This is a genomic window from Pantoea sp. 18059 (assembly GCF_902706165.1).
GTDB classification, from domain to species: domain Bacteria; phylum Pseudomonadota; class Gammaproteobacteria; order Enterobacterales; family Enterobacteriaceae; genus Pantoea; species Pantoea agglomerans.
Genome location: NZ_CACSJS010000001.1, coordinates 1,375,026 through 1,394,076, shown reverse-complemented (window position 1 = coordinate 1,394,076; position 19,051 = coordinate 1,375,026). Strand labels below are relative to the sequence as shown.

12 protein-coding genes are annotated in these 19,051 nt (G+C 58.7%); all 12 read right to left on the bottom strand.

Going from position 1 to position 19,051, the window contains the following annotated elements; genetic code table 11:
• Nucleotides 1-58: 58 nt before the first annotated feature.
• Nucleotides 59-1,519, bottom strand: coding sequence for a mannitol dehydrogenase family protein (locus GVJ63_RS06515; protein ID WP_159226587.1), 1,461 nt, complete (start codon nucleotides 1,517-1,519; stop codon nucleotides 59-61).
• Between the two features lie 67 nt (nucleotides 1,520-1,586).
• A complete protein-coding gene (locus GVJ63_RS06510) occupies nucleotides 1,587-2,870 on the bottom strand; it encodes an MFS transporter (protein ID WP_010248200.1) in 1,284 nt (427 codons plus the stop codon).
• An 82-nt stretch (nucleotides 2,871-2,952) separates the two neighbouring features.
• A complete protein-coding gene (locus tag GVJ63_RS06505; protein WP_033788256.1) occupies nucleotides 2,953-3,963 on the bottom strand; it encodes a Zn-dependent oxidoreductase in 1,011 nt (336 codons plus the stop codon).
• 10 nt (nucleotides 3,964-3,973) lie between these two features.
• Nucleotides 3,974-5,188: a D-mannonate dehydratase ManD gene (manD, locus tag GVJ63_RS06500; protein ID WP_010670990.1), complete on the bottom strand. Its 1,215-nt coding sequence runs from the start codon at nucleotides 5,186-5,188 to the stop codon at nucleotides 3,974-3,976.
• A gap of 220 nt (nucleotides 5,189-5,408) precedes the next feature.
• Nucleotides 5,409-6,308, bottom strand: coding sequence for a lipid kinase YegS (yegS, locus tag GVJ63_RS06495; RefSeq protein ID WP_033772226.1), 900 nt, complete (start codon nucleotides 6,306-6,308; stop codon nucleotides 5,409-5,411).
• Nucleotides 6,309-6,528: 220 nt separating this feature from the next.
• The gene (gene yegQ, locus GVJ63_RS06490; protein WP_159226618.1) at nucleotides 6,529-7,911 is read right to left on the bottom strand and encodes a tRNA 5-hydroxyuridine modification protein YegQ; all 1,383 of its coding nucleotides are present in this window, start codon (nucleotides 7,909-7,911) and stop codon (nucleotides 6,529-6,531) included.
• 120 nt (nucleotides 7,912-8,031) lie between these two features.
• Nucleotides 8,032-8,739, bottom strand: coding sequence for a two-component system response regulator BaeR (baeR, locus tag GVJ63_RS06485; RefSeq protein WP_137228126.1), 708 nt, complete (start codon nucleotides 8,737-8,739; stop codon nucleotides 8,032-8,034).
• 6 nt (nucleotides 8,740-8,745) lie between these two features.
• A complete protein-coding gene (gene baeS / locus GVJ63_RS06480; protein ID WP_010670989.1) occupies nucleotides 8,746-10,134 on the bottom strand; it encodes a two-component system sensor histidine kinase BaeS in 1,389 nt (462 codons plus the stop codon).
• Nucleotides 10,131-11,537, bottom strand: coding sequence for an MFS transporter (locus tag GVJ63_RS06475; RefSeq protein ID WP_159226586.1), 1,407 nt, complete (start codon nucleotides 11,535-11,537; stop codon nucleotides 10,131-10,133). The genes baeS and GVJ63_RS06475 overlap by 4 nt, the downstream gene beginning before the upstream one ends.
• Before the next feature lie 51 nt (nucleotides 11,538-11,588).
• Nucleotides 11,589-14,663 carry a multidrug efflux RND transporter permease subunit MdtC gene (gene mdtC / locus GVJ63_RS06470; RefSeq protein ID WP_159226585.1) on the bottom strand — a complete coding sequence of 1,025 codons (3,075 nt, stop codon included), beginning with the start codon at nucleotides 14,661-14,663 and terminating at the stop codon, nucleotides 11,589-11,591.
• Nucleotides 14,660-17,782 carry an MdtB/MuxB family multidrug efflux RND transporter permease subunit gene (locus tag GVJ63_RS06465; protein ID WP_159226584.1) on the bottom strand — a complete coding sequence of 1,041 codons (3,123 nt, stop codon included), beginning with the start codon at nucleotides 17,780-17,782 and terminating at the stop codon, nucleotides 14,660-14,662. The genes mdtC and GVJ63_RS06465 overlap by 4 nt, the downstream gene beginning before the upstream one ends.
• Nucleotides 17,782-19,020, bottom strand: coding sequence for an MdtA/MuxA family multidrug efflux RND transporter periplasmic adaptor subunit (locus tag GVJ63_RS06460; RefSeq protein ID WP_159226583.1), 1,239 nt, complete (start codon nucleotides 19,018-19,020; stop codon nucleotides 17,782-17,784). Before GVJ63_RS06460 ends, GVJ63_RS06465 begins: the two co-directional genes overlap by 1 nt.
• Between the last annotated feature and the right edge of the window lie 31 nt (nucleotides 19,021-19,051).

Below are 19,051 nucleotides of genomic sequence, written 5' to 3'. Positions count from 1 at the left end.
GGAAAGTGTCAGTCTAATCAGCGCGCTGCATCTGCGCCAGCGCTTTGTCACCAGGCTGTTATGCCTGGCTCATACACTGCTGCACCATCGCCCGCGCGCCCTGAGTCGTCAGCTGCTGGTAATACGTCGTCAGTCGGGCCACCAGATCGGCGTTCTGCGCCAGATCGTCGCCAAAGATGTCGCGCAGACCCAATAGCGCACGGACACGCGCTTCGCCTTCTTCGCTTCCGGCAACCGTCTCTGCCAGCGTGGCTTTCAGCGGATCGCGGATCTCAATCGGCTGACCCTGTTCATCGATGCCGCCGACATAGCGCATCCAGCCCGCCACGCCCAGCAGCAGCAGGTCGCAGCGGCTGCCGCGCTGCAGATGCCAGCGCAGGCTGTCGAGCATGCGTTGTGGCAATTTTTGCGATCCGTCAGTGGCGATTTGATATGTGCGATGTTTAATGGCACGGTTTTCGTAACGGGCGATCAGCGAATCGGCATAGGCGTTGAGATCCACGCCCTGGGTACGCAGCGTCGGCGCCTGCTCATCGATCATCAGTGAACGGGCGGCGGCGCGGAAATGGGGATCGGCCACGCAGTCGCTGATGTACTCATAACCGGCCAGAAAGCCGAGATAGGCCAGGAAAGAGTGGCTGCCATTCAGCATGCGCAGTTTCATCTCTTCATAGGGCAGAACGTCTCTGACCAGTTCTGCGCCCGCTTTTTCCCACGCCGGACGGCCATTGACGAAGTTATCTTCAATCACCCACTGAAAGAAGGGCTCCGCTTCAACCGCAACCGGGTCATCGGAACCCAGACGCGCGCCTAGTGCCGCAAACGCTGCATCGGTCATGGCCGGAACGATACGATCCACCATGGTGGAGGGGAAGGTTATGTGTTGCTGAATATAGTCTGCCAGGGCCGGATCCTGATGCTGTGCCAGTTGCACAACAACGTTGCGGGTCACGTGACCATTTTCCGGCATGTTGTCACAGGACATCACGCTAAAGGCGGGTAAGCTCTGATCTCGTCGGCGGCGAATCGCGGCCAGAATCAGACCGGGCAGCGAACGCGGCGAATGCGGATTCTGCAGGTCATGCACGATATCAGGGTGATCGGCATTTAAATTGCCACTGGCAGGCTGGTGGCAATAGCCTTTCTCGGTGACGGTCATGGAGACAATCGCCACCTCAGGCTGGCTCATGGCATTGATCACCGCCTCAATACCGTCACTTTTGCCGTGCAGTGCCTGAGTAATGACGCCAATCACCCGGGTATGCAATGAATCATCGGCCATCTCGGTGAGGGTATAAAGCAGCTGCTGCTCTCGCAGGGCCTCAATCAACGCGCCGCTGTTGAGGTTCACTTCACAATAACCCCAGTCGCTGCCCTGTTCAGCCAGCTTATCGCTGCAGAGCGCCTGATGGGCGCGGTGAAATGCACCAAAACCGATATGTACCATGCGGGTTTTTAACTGGCTGCGGTCGTAAGCGGGGCGCTTGACCTCCGCGGGCAGGCGATCAATCTGTAACATAGTCCATCCTTATGGCACACGGGGCGCAAAGCGCCCCGAAATCATACATCTGTTAACGAAACAACACTCAGACCGAAACCGGTTTATCCTGGGTTTTCGGACTGCGAATCACAAATAACACCAGGAAGGCACCCAGCGCGGCGACACAGCCCGCCAGGATAAAGGCGCTATCGAATTTACCGGTGTGATGAACAATAAACCCGGTGACGATGGGCCCGATGATGCCGGAGAGGCTACCCACCAGATGGATAAAGCCGCTGATGCTGCCGATACGGCTCTTGTGCACCACATCCTGAATAATCGCCCAGTAGATTGCGCCGGTGATATAGAGAAAGAAAATCGACACCGACATCATAATTACCGCAGGCACCACATCTTTTATCGTACCCGCCAGCGCCACACAAATTGCGGCGGCCAGCAGTGAGACCACCAGCACAATTTTGCGGGACAACAACAGCTTGCCGGTGATGTTAAAGATCTTATCGGAGATCCAGCCACCCAGCGCCAGGCCAACGAAACCGACGATCCACGGGATCATGGTGGTGATGCTCATCGATTTGATATCCAGGCCGTGCGCCTGCACCAGGTAGGCCGGGAACCAGCTCAGGAAGAAGAACAGAATGTAGTTGTAGCAGAAGAAGGCAAAAGCGGTGACCAGGATAATCGGCTGGCGCAGGTAGTAGCCAAACGGATGTGACGTTTCCGACAGATCAACTTCATCATTCGGGTTCGTTGCTTTCAGGCGATCAATCAGCAGACGTTCCTCTTCGCTGACGCGCTTGCTCTTCGCCGGATTGTCAGCGGCGAAGAAGAGCCAGAATGCCATCCACACCAGTCCGATACAGCAGACAATTACGAACGCCGGACGCCAGCCATAGGCGAGCGCCAGATAACCAATGATCGGGCCAGCGACCGCACCACCCAAAGGTGATCCGGCACTCAGTAAGCCCATGGCCGTCGCGGCCTGTTTTTTCGGGAACCAGCCGTTAATCGCTTTGTTGGCCGAGGAGCAGATCGGGCCTTCAGCCATGCCGAACAGCACACGCAGGATCAGCAGTGACCAGAAGCCGGTGGCCAGTGCGGTCATGCCGCAGAAAATGGACCAGGCACCTACCGCCACGGCCAGCACGATTTTAGGGCCATAGCGGTCAGTGGCAAGGCCGCCAAGGAAGTTAAACAGGGCATAGCCAAAGAAAAAGCTGCCGAAGATCATGCCAAACTGCTCAGCATTGATCGCCAGATCTTTTTCCACCAGCGGCACCGTCAGCGACAGGGCGACACGATCGAGGTAGTTAATCATGTAAACCAGGAACAGCAGCAAAACGAGGGTCCAGCGCAGATTCTTGAACATACAAACTCCGTGATCTGTTTTATCTTTATAGTCATGCCGGCGGGTACGCACCGGCTGAGGAGACCTGGTGTTCAGCGGATAATTAACCCATCTGAAGTATGACTTTGCAGCAGGTGCGCGGATCTTTTTCAAACAGGGTCATCGCACGCTCAATCTCCTGCAGCGGGAAGTAGTGCGTGACCAGTTTCTCTGGCTGGATTAACCCTTTTTCCATCCATTCGATCACCTGGGGGAAACGATTGCTGTTAAGACGTGAGGTAAACAGCGACAGCTCCTTGCTGGTCAGGCTCTGCTGAGTAATGCTGCACGGCTCGCCGGAGAAACCCAGCAGGCCAATGCGCGCGGCCGGTGAGGCGAGGGCAGCTGCTTCAGCCAGAATGGTGGGATGGCAGGCCGCGTCGATAATCAGCGTAGGCTGCACGCCCTCAAGCTGTGCCGCCAGCGGGATTTCGCTGTTATCGAACAGTTGATCCGCACCGCTCTGCTCTGCAAGTGCCAGCCTTTCCGGCAGGCGATCCACCACCATCACCTTTTTAACCTTATAGACGCCCTTCAGCACCTGAATCGCAGTGAGCCCCATCGGACCGGCACCGTAAATCAGCGCCACATCGTCTGGCTGCGGCTTGAGAAATGCGGTGATATTGGCGGCGATCGTGAAAGGCTCAACCAGACTGGCGAGCCGATCGGGGATGCTGTCCGGCAGGGAAAAAGCATTTTTTGCCGGAGCCAGCGCAAACTCGCTGAAGCCGCCATCACGGTGCACGCCAATCACCTGCAGTGTGGTACAAACATTGGGACGGCCCACCGAGCAGGGATAGCAGCTGCCGCAGCTCACCACCGGATCCACCGCCACGCGGTCGCCCAGCCGGGCCGGATCAACACCGTCACCCACCGCGTCAATAACGCCGAAAAATTCGTGACCAATTACCCGTGGATATTTCGCGAACGGGTTATGACCGTGCCAGATATGCACATCAGAGCCGCAGATACTGGCATAAGCCACTTTGACCCGGACTTCGCCCGCCGCAGGTTGTGGCAGCGGACGTTCAGCCACCACCAGTTCACCCGGCTGTTCAATAACAACGCTTTTCATCAGCTTCTCCTTACCAGTTCCACAGGGTGCCATCTTCAAGACGGGCGACCGGGAGATAGGCAGGTTCATAGGGATATTTCGACGCCAGTTTCTCGTTGAATTCAATGCCGAGACCGGGTTTGTCGCCTGGATGCATGTAGCCCTGGTCAAAGGTCCAGTTTGCATCAAACAGCTCCATCATCTGTTCAGAGAAGCCCATGTACTCCTGCACACCGAAGTTCGGCACCCAGAGGTCAAAGTGCAGTGCAGCCGCCATGCAAACAGGGGAGAGATCAGAAGGACCGTGCGAGCCGGTGCGCACCTGATAGAGCGATGCAAAATCAGCGATACGCCGCATACCGGTAATGCCGCCCGCATGCGTAATGGTGGTGCGGATGTAGTCGATCAGCTGTTCTTCAATCAGCTGCTTACAATCCCAGATGCTGTTGAACACTTCACCCACGGCAATCGGCGTAACGGTATGCTGGCGGATCAGGCGGAAGCACTCCTGATTCTCAGCAGGCGTCGGATCTTCCATCCAGAACAGGCGATAATCTTCCACGCTCTTGCCAAAACGCGCCGCTTCAATTGGCGTCAGGCGATGATGCATGTCATGCAGCAAGTGCTCGTCGAAACCAAACTTGTCACGGATGGCGGCGAACAGTTTCGGGGTAAAATCGAGGTATTTCTCGGTTGACCAGAGCTGCTCTTCCGGCCAGTTACCTTTGGTTGCAGGCTCATAGGCCAGACCTTTGCCTTTCGCCATGCCGTAGGTGGTTTTCATGCCCGGAACGCCGCACTGCGCGCGAATCGCTTTGAAGCCCAGCTCTTTGTGCTTCGCGTAGTCATCCATCACTTCATCAATGGAGTGGCCGGTGGTGTGGCAATAGACCATCACGCCGGTGCGTGATGCGCCACCCAGCAGCTGATAAACCGGCATATTGGCGGCTTTGCCTTTGATATCCCACAGTGCCATATCGACGGCCGAGATAGCGGACATGGTGACCGGGCCACGACGCCAGTAAGCGCCCTTGTAGAAATATTGCCAGATGTCTTCGATCTGATGCGCATCGCGGCCAATCAGCTGCGGGCAGACGTGATCTTTCAGGTAGGAGGCGACCGGTAATTCACGGCCATTCAGCGTTGCGTCGCCAATGCCGGTCAGACCCTGATCGGTGGTGATCTTTACGGTGACAAAGTTTCTGCCTGCGCAGGTTACAAATACTTCTGCCTTAACAATTTTCATCCTGGTTGCCTTAAGTCAGCGTTCAATGTTGAAAAAGTACGCTCTTTAATACTACCATACAAGTTGGGGTGGCAGAGTTGTGAACGGAATCACAGAGTGTTTACATTGCCTGAAAACGCCCGTTAAGGCGTGATAAAGCGAGGCAGCAGGAGGGATGTTACGAAGAAAATGGGCGCTAATGGCAGCAGAAGAAAAAGGGGCTTTCGCCCCTGATGTCGGTTCAGGCAAGCAGCGCGCACTGTGGCGGCAGGCGGCAGCTCAGCGCGCCCGCCATCACCTCAATCACGAATTCGCGCCCGGAAAGCGGCTCGCCATCGAGGTTAAAGGTCATCTCATGCGGAGAACGGATCGTCAGTGATTCCAGTTGCGTGGTGACGATGCCGGGATTGTCATCGTCGCCGGTCAGCGAGTGCAGCAGGGTAGGCAGCAACTCCTGCGCGGTGACAACACTGACGTCAAGTCGGCCATCGTTGATCAGGGCAGAAGGGCATAACCGCTGACCGCCGCCCGCCTGACGACCATTACCGATACCGATCACCAGCGCATCACCCTGCCAGGCGAAATCGGGGCCGCTGATCTCGCAGGTATCCGGTTTCAGCGTATCCATGCGCATCAGGCCGTGAATAAAGTAGGAGACGCCACCCAGCGCCGACTTCAGCTTTTCCGGGGTTTCAGTCGTGATTCGGGTGCCAAACCCGCCGGTCGCCATATTGATGAAGTAGTGGCTCTGGTTTACCCTGGCCAGATCGATGGCACTGGCTTTGCCCTGAATCGCCAGTCGCAGTGCCGGTTCCATCTCTTCCGGGATGCCGACGCTGGTGGCAAAATCGTTGGCGGTACCCAGCGGCAGGATGCCCAGCACCGGGCGATGATCCGCTTCAGAAGAAGCCAGCGCTGTCGCAATTTCATTGATGGTGCCATCGCCACCACCGGCCACCACGGTCGCGGCCTGCAGCGCAATGGCCTCTTTGACGTACCGATCGCCGTCACCTTTTTCAAATGTGACACGCACCGCAATGTCGAAGCCTTCTTCACGCAGGGTCGTAATAGCTTCGCGCAGATCATCATTACCCGCGCCTTTCCCGTTCAGGATGAGCAGCGTAAGCGGTTTATTATCCATTTTGCGTTCCTTGAAGATCTACAGAGTAAGAAGGGATTTATAACACAGCTGCCAGCAGTAAATTATTGGCGAAAGAGAGAAAAAAGAAAACCCGCACGGGGGAGCCGGGCGGGTAAATGAGGTGGTTCCTGGTAAATCTGCCGTTTATTGTTACTCGTTAGCAGCAGGCGGGACTATAAAGCAGCGCCGCGCAGGGGTCTGTGATCCTGTTCTGATTTCCTCAAAATGTTTCCGTTGGTAAACGATTATGAGGGTCCCGGGTATCTTCACCGTGATCGAAGTTGCGCAGCAGCAGTGCAAAACGCAGATCCACCTCCTCTGGCACCCGCAGCCAGACGCGATGGCCATCGCCCGGGGCAACTTCAGTGGGCTCACCACGTGCATTCTGCAGCGCTTCCAGCTGGCAATTCAGGTTCCCCTGAGGCGTCATGATCTCCACGCTGTCGTGCAGCATAAACTTATTCTTCACCGCCACTTCAGCCCATTCGCCCCGGCGTTCGCCGGTGAATTCGCCGACAAACTGCTGGCGGTCGGACACCGAAAAGCCCTGCTGATAATTCTGGTAGCTGTCGTGAGTGTGGCGGCGCAGGAAACCTTCGGTATAGCCACGATGTGCCAGGCCTTCCAGGGTTAACAGCAGTGAGGGATCAAACGGCTTACCGGCAGCGGCATCATCAATCGCCCGGCGATAAACCTGAGCGGTGCGGGCGCAGTAGTAGTAGGACTTGGTGCGTCCCTCGATCTTCAGCGAATGAACGCCCATCTCGCTGAGCCGCTCCACGTGGGCAACCGCGCGCAGATCCCGCGAGTTCATGATGTAGGTGCCGTGCTCATCTTCGAACGCGCTCATCACCTCGCCGGGCTTCATCTTCTCTTCCAGCAGAAACACCTTGTCGGTGGGCTGACCAACGCCCAGCGTTGGCGTCACATCCTGTACGGCGACAGGCGTGTGGGTACCAACGATATTCCCCACCTCATCCTGCTGACCCTCCGCCACTTTATACTCCCAGCGGCAGGCGTTGGTGCAGGTTCCCTGATTCGGGTCGCGTTTGTTCATATAGCCGGAGAGCAGGCAACGACCGGAGTAGGCCATGCAGAGTGCGCCATGGACAAAGACTTCCAGCTCCATCTCCGGGACCTGCTGGCGGATCTCGGCGATCTCCTCCAGCGACAGCTCACGTGACAGAATCACCCGGCTCAGGCCCATCTGCTGCCAGAACTTTACCGTGGCCCAGTTGACCGCATTGGCCTGCACCGACAGATGAACCGGCATCGTCGGGAAAGCGTCGCGCACCAGCATGATCAGGCCGGGATCGGACATGATCAGCGCGTCGGGCTGCATCGCCACTACCGGCGCTAAGTCACGTATAAAGGTTTTCAGCTTGGCGTTGTGCGGCGCAATGTTCACCACCACGTAGAATTTTTTACCCAGCGCGTGCGCTTCACTGATGCCCAGTGCGAGGTTTTCGTGGGTGAATTCGTTGTTGCGCACCCGCAGGCTGTAGCGCGGCTGGCCGGCATAAACGGCATCGGCACCATAAGCAAACGCGTAACGCATGTTCTTCAGGGTGCCAGCGGGGGAAAGCAGTTCGGGTTTCATGATTTTCTCACTGATGTCAGGTCAGCATGTCGCCTCAGGCGGCAGGTGCAGGGCAGTTAAGCCCTGCAAAAGGTGCGGAATTGTAGGCAGTGAGAAAAGGGAAGTAAATTGATCAGGATCAAACTAGATCAAATGACAGGCATCGGCTTCCCAGCGATAGCCCATGCCGTAGACGGCGCGGATAAAAGGTTGCTCGCTGTCGAGAGTCTCCAGCTTGCGCCGCAGGTTCTTGATATGGCTGTCGATGGTGCGGTCCGTGACCACGCGGTAGTCATCATAGAGATGGTTGAGCAGCTGTTCGCGTGAAAAGACCTTGCCCGGCTCCAGCGACAGCGTTTTCAGCAGGCGGAACTCCGCCGGTGTTAAATCCAGCGGTTTTTCGCGCCAGCTGGCGAAGAAGCGGCTCTCATCGACGCGAAGTAACGAGGCGCTTTGCGGCTCTTCCGCCGACCGTTTTACCCGGCGCAGAATCGTTTTAACTCGCGCCACGACTTCACGCGGGCTGAAGGGCTTACAGATGTAGTCATCCGCGCCCAGCTCCAGCCCCAGCAGCCGATCGATCTCCTCGGTACGGGCGGTGACCATAATGATCGGCAGCTCGGAATGACGACGGATTTCACGGCACAGCGTTAAACCGTCGGTGCCTGGCAGCATCAAATCCAGCAGCATCAGGTCGGGTGGCGTCTGGCGCACATACTCCAGCACCGCGTTACCGTCGGCGATGTGATGGGTACGGTAGTTCGAGGCATGCAGATAATCGATCATCAGCTGCGCCAGTTTCGGCTCATCTTCGACCACCAGAATCAGCGGGTCGTGGTTTTCCAGGCTCATAAGCGTCTACACAAGGGGAACATAGCGCAAGTGTAGCGCGATTTTCAGTCCACCTAAATCAGAGTGCGCCGCATGAATATCGCCGCCATGCGCGTCAGCGATATTTTTACAGATGGCCAGGCCCAGTCCCGAGCCGCCGCTGGCGCGATTGCGCGAGCCTTCGGTGCGGAAGAAGCGCTCAAAAATCTGGGCCTGATGTTCCCCATCCACGCCCGGTGCGCTGTCATCAAACTCGATGCGCCAGTTGGGCGCCTCATAGTTCAGCGTCACTTCAACCCGGCCCCCGCTGTCGGTGTAGCGCAGGCTGTTCTCCAGCAGATTAGTGAACAACTGCATCAGGCGGTCGGGGTCGCCAAAGAAGGGGGCGTTATCGGGCAGATTGAGTTTCAGCGTCAGGCCGTGTGCCCGATAGCGTTCGGCAAAGCTGCCTGCCGTCACTTCCAGCAGCTGCACCAGATCGGTTGCCTGTTTGCGGTAGGCAAGGGCGCCCTCATCGGACAGCGACAGCTGATGCAGATCGTCGACCAGCTTGGTCAGCACCACCACTTCGCTCTGTAGCGAGGCGATCGCTTCCGGCGTCAGTTTGCGAACTCCATCCTGCATCGCTTCCAGTTCACCGCGCAGGATCGCCAGTGGTGTGCGTAACTCATGGGAGATATCGGCCATAAAGGCGCGGCGCATGCTCTCATTTTTCTCCAGCGAGCTGGCAAGGAGGTTAAAGTCCCTGGCCAGCTGGCCCAGCTCATCCCGGCTGCTGACCTCAACGCGGGTAGCAAAATTACCGGCCGCCAGATGATGGGTGCCGTCGACCAGTCGTTTGACCGGAGCCAGCAGACCGCGCGCCATCAGCCAGGTTGCCAGCGCCGCCAGCAGCGTGGACAGCCCGACGATAATCCAGCTGGTGCGCCGCTGCTGCTGATCAAAGTTAATGTCGGTGCTGCGCGTCAGCCGCTCCGGCGGCGAGCCGATGACCCAGCCGACCACTTTATTATTGCTGGTGGTGATATTGCGTCGCGTGCCTTCGGGCGGCACCGGCGATTTTGGCCCGGCCAGCACTTTATATTGCTGATCGAGGATCCAGAACTGGGTGCGCCAGCCGTGCGGCGGCAGCTGACTGTTACTGTCGGGATTCTGCTCCAGCGAGCGCAGCATGGTGAACACCAGCCGATCGTTGTGGCGCAAAAAATCCCAGTTGCCGTGCTGCTCATACTGATCGGCCAGGGCATCGCTGAGCAGATTTAACCGCTGCTCGTTGCCGCGCTTAATGTAGTCGACAAAGCCATGCTCGAAACTGAGGCGAACCCCCCAGTGCATGGTAATCAGCACCAGCATGCAGGTGGCGAAAATCGCCATAAACAGTTTGGCACCGATGCCCAGGCGCAGGTTATCTCTCATTTTTTTCTCCGGCGTCGCAAATCAACGTTGGTACTCACCTGTGGCGGCACGCGCCAGAACACCAGCGCGGGCAGGATGATAATCAGCGACATGCAAAGGTAGGTATAAATAAACATCTGATGTTCCGCCGTGCTGTTCGCTGCGCTTTCCTGAGCAAATGCCCCCAGCAGCAGCCCGGCCACGGTAACGCCAATACTCATCGACAGCTGCATAATCATCGACAGCAGGCTGTTGCCGCTGGACGCCAGCTCATCAGGCAGCTCCTTCAGCGTCAGGGTATTCATTGAAGAGAAGCGGATGGCGTTGACCATGCCCTGCAGAAACAGCACCAGTGGCAGCAGCCAGACCCAGCCCAGAATTGCCACCAGCGGGAACAGCAGGACCACCAGCGCCAGCGCCACGGTCGACATCACCAGCACGTTGCGGTAGCCATAAAGATTGACGATGCGCACCACAATGCGTTTCATCCCCATATTCCCCAGCACCATCGGAATCATCATCAGACCAGCATGAAACGGGCTGTAACCCATGCCGAGCTGCAGAAAGATAGGCGTCATAAAGGGCAGCATGCCGCTGCCGATGCGGCCGGTAAAACTGCCGAGCAGGCCAATGGAGTAGATGCGATTATCAAACAGCTTCAGGCTGAACAGCGCATTATCATTGCTGCGCGCATGCATCAGGTAGAACAGCAGAGAGAACATACCAATGAGGATCATGGCACCCAGCAGCAGCGGAGAGCCGCCACTGCTGCGCTGACCATCCAGCGCCAGTGTCAGGGTTGCCATTCCGGCGGCCAGCAGGATAAAACCGCCGAAATCAAAGCGCCGCGTATGCATGCTGTAGTTGGGCATCAGCATCAGGGTGGCGATAGCGCCTGCAATGCCGACCGGGATATTGATCAGAAAGATCCAGTGCCAGCTGGCGTACTCCACCAGCACACCGCCCAGTGCCGGACCCAGCAGCGGGCCAATCTGGCCGGGCAGAGTGACAAACGTCATGGCGGACATATACTGCTCGCGCGGCACGATTTTCATCACCGTCAGGCGACCCACCGGCACCATCATTGCCCCGCCAATCCCCTGAACCACCCGCGACAGCACCAGCTGATCCAGAGTGCCGGAAAGGGCGCACAGCAGTGATCCCAGGCTGAACAGCACAATCGCGCAGAAGAAAATGTTGCGCACACCAAAGCGATCGGCCAGCCAGCCGCTGACCGGCAGCATCACCGCCACCGTCAGCACGTAATAGACGATGACCGAGTGCATGTGCAGCGGGCTGACACCCAGATCGTGCGCCATCGACGGGATCGCGGTATTCACGATGGTGGTATCCAGCGTCTGCATAAAGAAGCCGATGGCAACAATCCACAGTTGCCAGCGGACGTTAGTGCTTTGCGTACTCATCGATCCCCCCGATAAAGGCGTCACGTCCGATGCCTGCTGCCGCCATACCTGTTACGGCTGCTGCGCGGCAGCCAGCGGGCGTTTTTTACGGCGCAACTTATCCATCATTAAATAGACCACCGGCGTGGTGTAGAGCGTCAGTAACTGGCTCATCACCAGCCCGCCTGCAATGGTAATCCCCAGCGGCTGACGCAGCTCTGCGCCGTCGCCGCTGGTCAGCACCAGCGGCAGCGCGCCAAACAGCGCCGCCAGCGTCGTCATCATAATCGGCCGGAAGCGCAACAGGCACGCCTGGAAAATCGCTTCCCGCGCGCTGAGCTGGCCGTTGCGCTCTGCCTCCAGCGCAAAATCGACCATCATGATGGCGTTCTTTTTCACGATACCGATCAGCAGCAGAATACCGATCAGCGCAATCAGGCTGAAGGGCGTATCGAACAGCTCCAGCGCCAGCAGCGCGCCAACACCCGCCGAGGGCAGGGTAGAGAGGATCGTCAGCGGATGGACATAGCTCTCATAAAGGATCCCCAGCACGATATAGACCGCCGCAATCGCCGCCAGCATCAGCCAGAGCTGATTGCTTTGCGACTGCTGAAACACCTGCGCCGTACCGGCAAAGCTGCCGCGCACGCTGGAGGGCACGCCAATCGCGGTCATGGTGCGTTCAATCGCCTCCGACGCCTGCGACAGCGACACCCCTTCCGACAGGTTAAATGAGATGGTCGAGGCGGCAGACAGCCCTTCATGATTGACCGAGAGCGGCGCATTCGCGGGCTGCCAGTGGGCGAACCACGACAGCGGAATCGCTTTACCTTCGCTGTTTATTACAAACATCTGCGAAAGGGCGCTGATATCCTGGGTGTAGCGCGGATCGACCTCCATCACCACTTTGTACTGGTTAAGCGGCTGATAGATGGTGGAGATCTGACGCTGACCAAAGGCGTTATTCAGCAGGGCATTGGCCTGAGAGACATCAATGCCAAGCCGCGCCATGCTTTCCCGGTCATAGGTCAGCGCCATCTCGCTGCCTTTATCCTGCTGATCGGAGTTCACATCCGCCAGCTGCGGCAGGGCAGAGAACGCCTGACGGATTTTTGGCTCCCACTCACGCAGGGCTTTAAGGTCGTCCGACAGCAGGGAATATTGATAACCGGCATTCGATTCCCGACCGCCGACGCGCAGATCCTGCACCGCATTCAGATAGAGACTCGCCCCGGGTTCTTTCGCCAGCTTATTGCGCAGGCGGGCGATAATCTCCACTGCGCTCTCTTTCCGCTCCGACAGCGGCTTCAGCGAGATAAACATGGAGCCACTGTTGGTACGCATCCCGCCGGTGAAGCCCACCACGCTCTCCACCGCCGGATCGGCCCCGACAATCTCCATAAAATCCTGCAGCTTACTGCGCATCGCCTGAAACGAAATGCTCTGGTCGGCAGAGATAAACCCGGAAAGGCGTCCGGTATCCTGCTCCGGCATAAAAGTTTTCGGAATATGGACAAACAGCCAGCCGGTCAGGACGATGGTGGCGAAAAACAGCACCATCACCCAGCGCGCATGGTTCAGTACCACGCTAAGCGAGCGGCCATAGCCCTGCTGGATCGCCATCAGTAACCGGCCCGCGCCGCGCTGACGCGGCTGACTGCGCGGCGCGTGCGGCTTCAGCAGATAGGCGCACATCACCGGCGTCAGGGTGACCGAGATAAACAGCGAGATTACGATAGCCACCGACAGCGTAATGGCAAATTCTGAGAAGAAGCGGCCAATCAGTCCGCCGATCATCAGCAGCGGCAGGAACACGGCAATCAGTGACAGGCTCATCGACAACACGGTAAAGCCGACTTCACGCACCCCTTTCAGCGCGGCGGCCAGCGGCTTCATGCCCGCTTCTACGTGTCGGGCAATGTTCTCCAGCACTACAATCGCATCATCCACCACAAAGCCGGTGGCGATGGTCAGCGCCATCAGCGACAGGTTGTTGAGGCTGAAGCCGCACAGGTACATCGCGGCGAAGGTGCCGATCAGCGAAACCGGCACCGCAACGGCGGGGATCAGCGTGGCGCGGCCCGAACGCAGGAAAACAAACACTACCAGAATCACCAGCGCCACGGCGATCACCAGCGACTGCTCCACCTCATGCAGCGAGGCGCGAATGGTGGGTGAGCGATCCTGAGCGATCTGCAGATCGATGGCGGCCGGGATCACCTCATGCAGCAGCGGCATTTCGGCGCGGATGCGGTCCACCGTATCGATGACGTTGGCTTCAGGCGTCTTGCGGATCAGCAGCAGCACCGCCGGTTTACCGCGCGACATCCCGGCGTTGCGTACGTCCTGCACTGAATCTTCGACTGTCGCCACATCCGACAGCCTGACCGCCGCGCCGTTGTTGTAATGCACTATCAGCGGCTGATACTCACTGGCGGTCTGCAGCGCGTCATTGGTACGCAACTGCCAGCGCTGCTGCGAATCATCCAGTGCGCCCTGCGGCCGTCGCTGATTGGCGTTGGAAATGGCGGTGCGCACCGCATCCAGCGAGACGCCCTGATTAAACAGCGCCTGTGGATTCAGGGCCACGCGGACCGCAGGCAGCGAGCTGCCGCCCACGGTGACGTCGCCCACGCCCTCAATCTGTGACAGTTTCTGCGCCAGCTGGGTCGAGGCGTAATCGTAGAGCTGACCCGGATTATAGGTATCCGAAGTCAGCGTCATGATCATAATCGGCGCATCTGAAGGGTTCACTTTGCGATAGGTCGGGCGCGACGGCATCCCGGTAGGCAGCAGGCTTTGCGCCGCGTTAATCGCGGCCTGGACATCGCGCGCGGCTCCGTTGATGTCGCGATCAAAATCAAACACCAGAATGATGCGGGTGCTTCCCAGCGAACTGGTGGAGGTCATTTCACTGACGCCCGCGATGCGTCCCAGCGAGCGCTCCAGCGGCGTGGCCACCGACGACGCCATGATCTCCGGTGCGGCACCCGGCAGCGAAGCCGAGATAACGATCACCGGAAAATCAACCTGCGGCAGCGGCGCCACCGGCAGCAGCCGGAAACCCAGCATCCCCGCCAGTGCGATGGCCAGCGTCAGCAGCGTGGTGGCGACGGGCCGGTTGATGAACAGGGCAAAGAACTTCACTCTGCGGCCTCCGTGCGGGCAAAGCGGCGGCGGGTGGCGTGCGCCAGTCGATCAAACAGCAGGTAGATCACCGGGGTGGTAAACAGGGTCAGCACCTGGCTCAGAATCAGCCCGCCGACCATGGCAATCCCCAGCGGATGACGCAGTTCGGCACCGACGCCGGTGCTGAGCATCAGCGGCAGCGCGCCGAGCAGGGCGGCCAGCGTGGTCATCAGAATCGGGCGGAAGCGCAGCAGGCAGGCCTGATAAATGGCATCAACAGGCTTCATACCCTGTTCACGTTCGGCCGCCAGCGCAAAGTCGATCATCATGATGGCGTTCTTTTTCACGATGCCGATCAGCAGGATGATGCCGATTATCGCCACGATATCCAGCTCATTGCCGCTGAGCATCAGCGCCAGCAGCGCGCCGACACCCGCCGTAGGCAGCGTTGAGAGAATTGTGATGGGGTGAATAAAGCTCTCATAAAGCACGCCCAGCACGATGTACATCGCCACAATAGCCGCCACAATCAGCCAGACAGTGCTGCTCAGCGCCGCCTCAAACGCCAGCGTGCTGCCCTGGAACTGCGTCATCAGCTCTGCGGGCATGCCAAGCTCGGCTTCAGCCTGCGACACCGCTTTCACCGCATCTTCCAGCGAATAGCCGTCAGCCACGTTGAAGGAGAAGGTCGCCGACGGGAACTGGTCGAGGTGGTTAATGCTGAGCGGCGTGTTGCGCTGTTCAATGCGGGCAATGGCGCTCAGCGGTACGCTGCCGCCGTCGCTGCTGTTAAGGCGAATCGCCTCCAGGCTCTCCATGCCTGGAGTGGCACTATTGTCCTGCTCCAGCACCACCCGATACTGGTTCGCCTGAGTATAAATGGTGGAGATGAGCCGCTGACCAAAAGCGTTGTACAGCGCGTTATCGACATCCGCCATGCTGATGCCGAGGCGGCTGGCGCTGTCGCGGTCCACTTTGACATAGGCTTCCAGTCCCTGATCCTGCCAGTCACTGCTGACATCGCGCAGCTGTGGCAGGGTGCTGAGCCGGGTCAGCAGCGCCGGAACCCAGGTGCTGAGCGACGACAGTGAACCCGATTGCAGCGTGAACTGATAGGGCGTACGGCTCGCCTGGGTATCGATGGTGAGATCCTGCACCGCCTGCAGCCACAGCTGCACGCCCGGTACCTCACTGACCTGCTGTTGCAGACGCTGCTGAATAGCAGGAATGCGGTCGTCGCGTTGATCCAGCGGTTTGAGGTTGATCTGCAGACGCGCGCTGTTCAGCGAGGCATTGGTGCCATCCACGCCGACAAACGAAGTCATGCTCTCCACTGCCGGATCTTTCATGATGATGGAGGCGACATCGCGGGTGCGCTGCGCCATGCTGGCATAGGAGACCGACTGCGGTGCCTGCAGCGTGCCCTGAATAATGCTGTTGTCCTGCTGCGGGAAAAAGCCTTTCGGAATGATCATCCACAGCACCAGCGTCAGCACCAGGGTGCCAAGCGCCACCGACAGCGTGAGCCAGGGATGATTAAGTACCCGTTTCAGGCCGCGGCCATAGGCGGCCACGATACGATCAAACATCGCTTCGCTGGCCCGCGAAAAGCGGTTCTGTTTGCGCAGCGACTCCGCGCTCAGCATCCTGGCGCACATCATCGGCGTCAGGGTCAGTGACACCACCGCTGAAATCAGAATCGCCACCGCCAGCGTCACGGCAAATTCGCGGAACAGACGGCCGATCACGTCGCCCATAAACAGCAGCGGGATCAGGACCGCAATCAGCGAGAAGGTGAGGGAGATGATGGTAAAGCCGATCTCGCCGGCACCTTTCAGCGCGGCGGTCAGCGGCTTTTCCCCTTTCTCGATATAGCGTGAGATGTTCTCAATCACCACGATGGCATCATCGACCACAAAGCCGGTGGCGATGGTCAGCGCCATCAGCGTCAGGTTGTTAATTGAAAAGCCGAGGAAGTACATCGCCGCGAAGGTGCCGATCAGTGACAGAGGCACCGCAACCGCCGGGATCAGCGTGGCGGGCACGTTGCGCAGAAACAGATAGATAATCATCACCACCAGCGCCATCGCCAGCATCAGCTCATACTGCGTGTCGTTGACCGAAGCACGAATATTGGTGGTGCGGTCGGTGAGCAGTTTAACCTCCACCGACTTCGGCAGGGCTGCGGTCAGGGCGGGCAACATGGCACGGATATTATCTGCTGTGGCGATGATATTGGCACCAGGCTGACGCTGAACGTTGAGCACAATCGCCGCATCGCGGTTGGCCCAGGCGCCGAGCCAGCTGTTTTCTGCTCCCTGTTCTATGGTCGCCACGTCGCCAAGACGCACCGGTGCGCCGTTTTTGTAGCTGATAATCAGCTGGCGATAATCCTCCGCTGATTTCATCTGGTCATTGGCTGACAGGGTAACTGAGCGGGTCGGACCATCCAGGCTGCCTTTGGCGGAGTTAACGTTGGCATTGCTGATGGCGGTCCGCACCGTTTCGCTGGTCAGACCCAGCGCAGCCAGCGCCTGCGCATTCATTTTCACCCGCACCGCCGGACGCTGACCGCCCGATAGCGTCACCAGTCCGACGCCGCTGACCTGAGAGATTTTCTGCGCCACCCGCGTTTCCACCATGTCCTGCACCTGCGTCAGCGGCATGCTGCGCGTGGTGACGGCAAGCGTCATGATCGGTGGATCGGCAGGATTCACTTTGCTGTAGACCGGCGGATTAGGCAGGTCGTTGGGCAGCAGGTTAGTGGCGGAGTTAATGGCAGCCTGCAACTCCTGCTCTGCGACATCCAGCGGTAGCGTCAGCTGGAACTGCAGCGTCACCACCGAGGCACCGCCGGAGCTTTGTGACGCCATCTGTTTCAGGCCAGACATCTGACCAAACTGGCGCTCAAGCGGCGCGGTGATGGAGGAGGTGACCACATCCGGGCTGGCACCCGGATAGAGCGTGACGACCTGGATCGTCGGATAGTCGACTTCCGGCAGCGCCGAGACCGGCAGGAAGCGGTAGCCCAGCACCCCGGCCAGCAGGATCGCAATCATCAACAGCGTGGTGGCGACCGGCCGCAGGATAAACTGGCGTGACGGTCCGCCACTATGATCGGGAGGCATGACCTGCATTACTCACGCTCTCCTTTTGACGGCAGGGTGGCGCGGGTAGCGCGCGGTGCGTTGCTCTGCGGCGCGACCACCTCGACTTTTGCGCCTTCCGTGAGGCGATCCAGCCCATCGGTCACGACGCGTTCGCCCGCCTCCAGACCGGCGCTGACCACCACTTTCTCGCTATCCTGCAAGCCGGCAATCACGCTTTTCTTGCTGACCTTGTTGTCACTGTTAACCACCCAGACAAAGTTGCCTTCGTTGCCCATCTGCAGCGCGGCAGGTGGGATAACAATCGCATCCTGCAGGGTGTTGACCTTCAGCCGCACATTCACGAACTGATTGGGGAACAGCGTGTCGTCCTGATTATCAAAACGCGCTTTGATTTTGATGGTGCCGGTGGTGACATCAATCTGGTTATCAAGGCTTAGCAGTTTGCCGCTGGCGATCAGATTCTGATTACTGCGATCCCAGGCCTCCACCAGCAGCGATTCACCGCTTTTCTGCGCCTTGAGAATGGAACTGATGCTGTTCTCAGCCAGGGTAAAGACCACATCAATCGGGTGCGTCTGGGTGATCACCACGATACCGGTGGTGTCGCCGCTGGTGACGTAGTTGCCGACGTCCACCTGTTTCAGCCCGACCCGGCCGGCAATCGGCGCAGTGATCCGGCTGTAGGTAAGATTGAGCTGCGCACTGGCGACGCTTCCCTCATCCGCTTTCAGCGTGCCGAGCGTTTCACTGACCAGTGAGCGCTGGGTATCCAGCTCTTGTTGCGACACCAGCGAGGTTTTTGCCAGCTTCTCGAAGCGTGCCAGGTCACGACGGGCGTTGGCCAGCGTCGCCTGATCTTTCGCCAATTGGCCCTGTGCCTGCGTTAACGCCACCTGATAAGGCCGCGGGTCGACTTCTGCCAGTAGCTCGCCCGCTTTCACCTGCTGCCCTTCGGTGAAGTGGATTGCCAGCAGATCGCCATTGACCCGGCTGCGCACCGTGGCCGTGTTAGCCGCGGTCACCGTACCCAGTCCACTCAGATAGTGCGGCACGCTCTGGCTGGTAGCCGTAGCGGCCTGAACCGGCGCGAGGGGACGACGGGCACCGTCACCGCCGCCTTTGCCGCCACGTGGCGCAGGTGCGTCACTCTGACTGCTGCTCTGCGGCTGGACATGGCGCTGCCAGGCATAATAGCCGCCAGCGGCCACGGCGATCAGGGCCAGCACGATAAGGGTTTTCTTCATAACAGGATGTCGGGTGCTCATGATTGTTGGTGCTCTCCAGCAGTGACGTAGT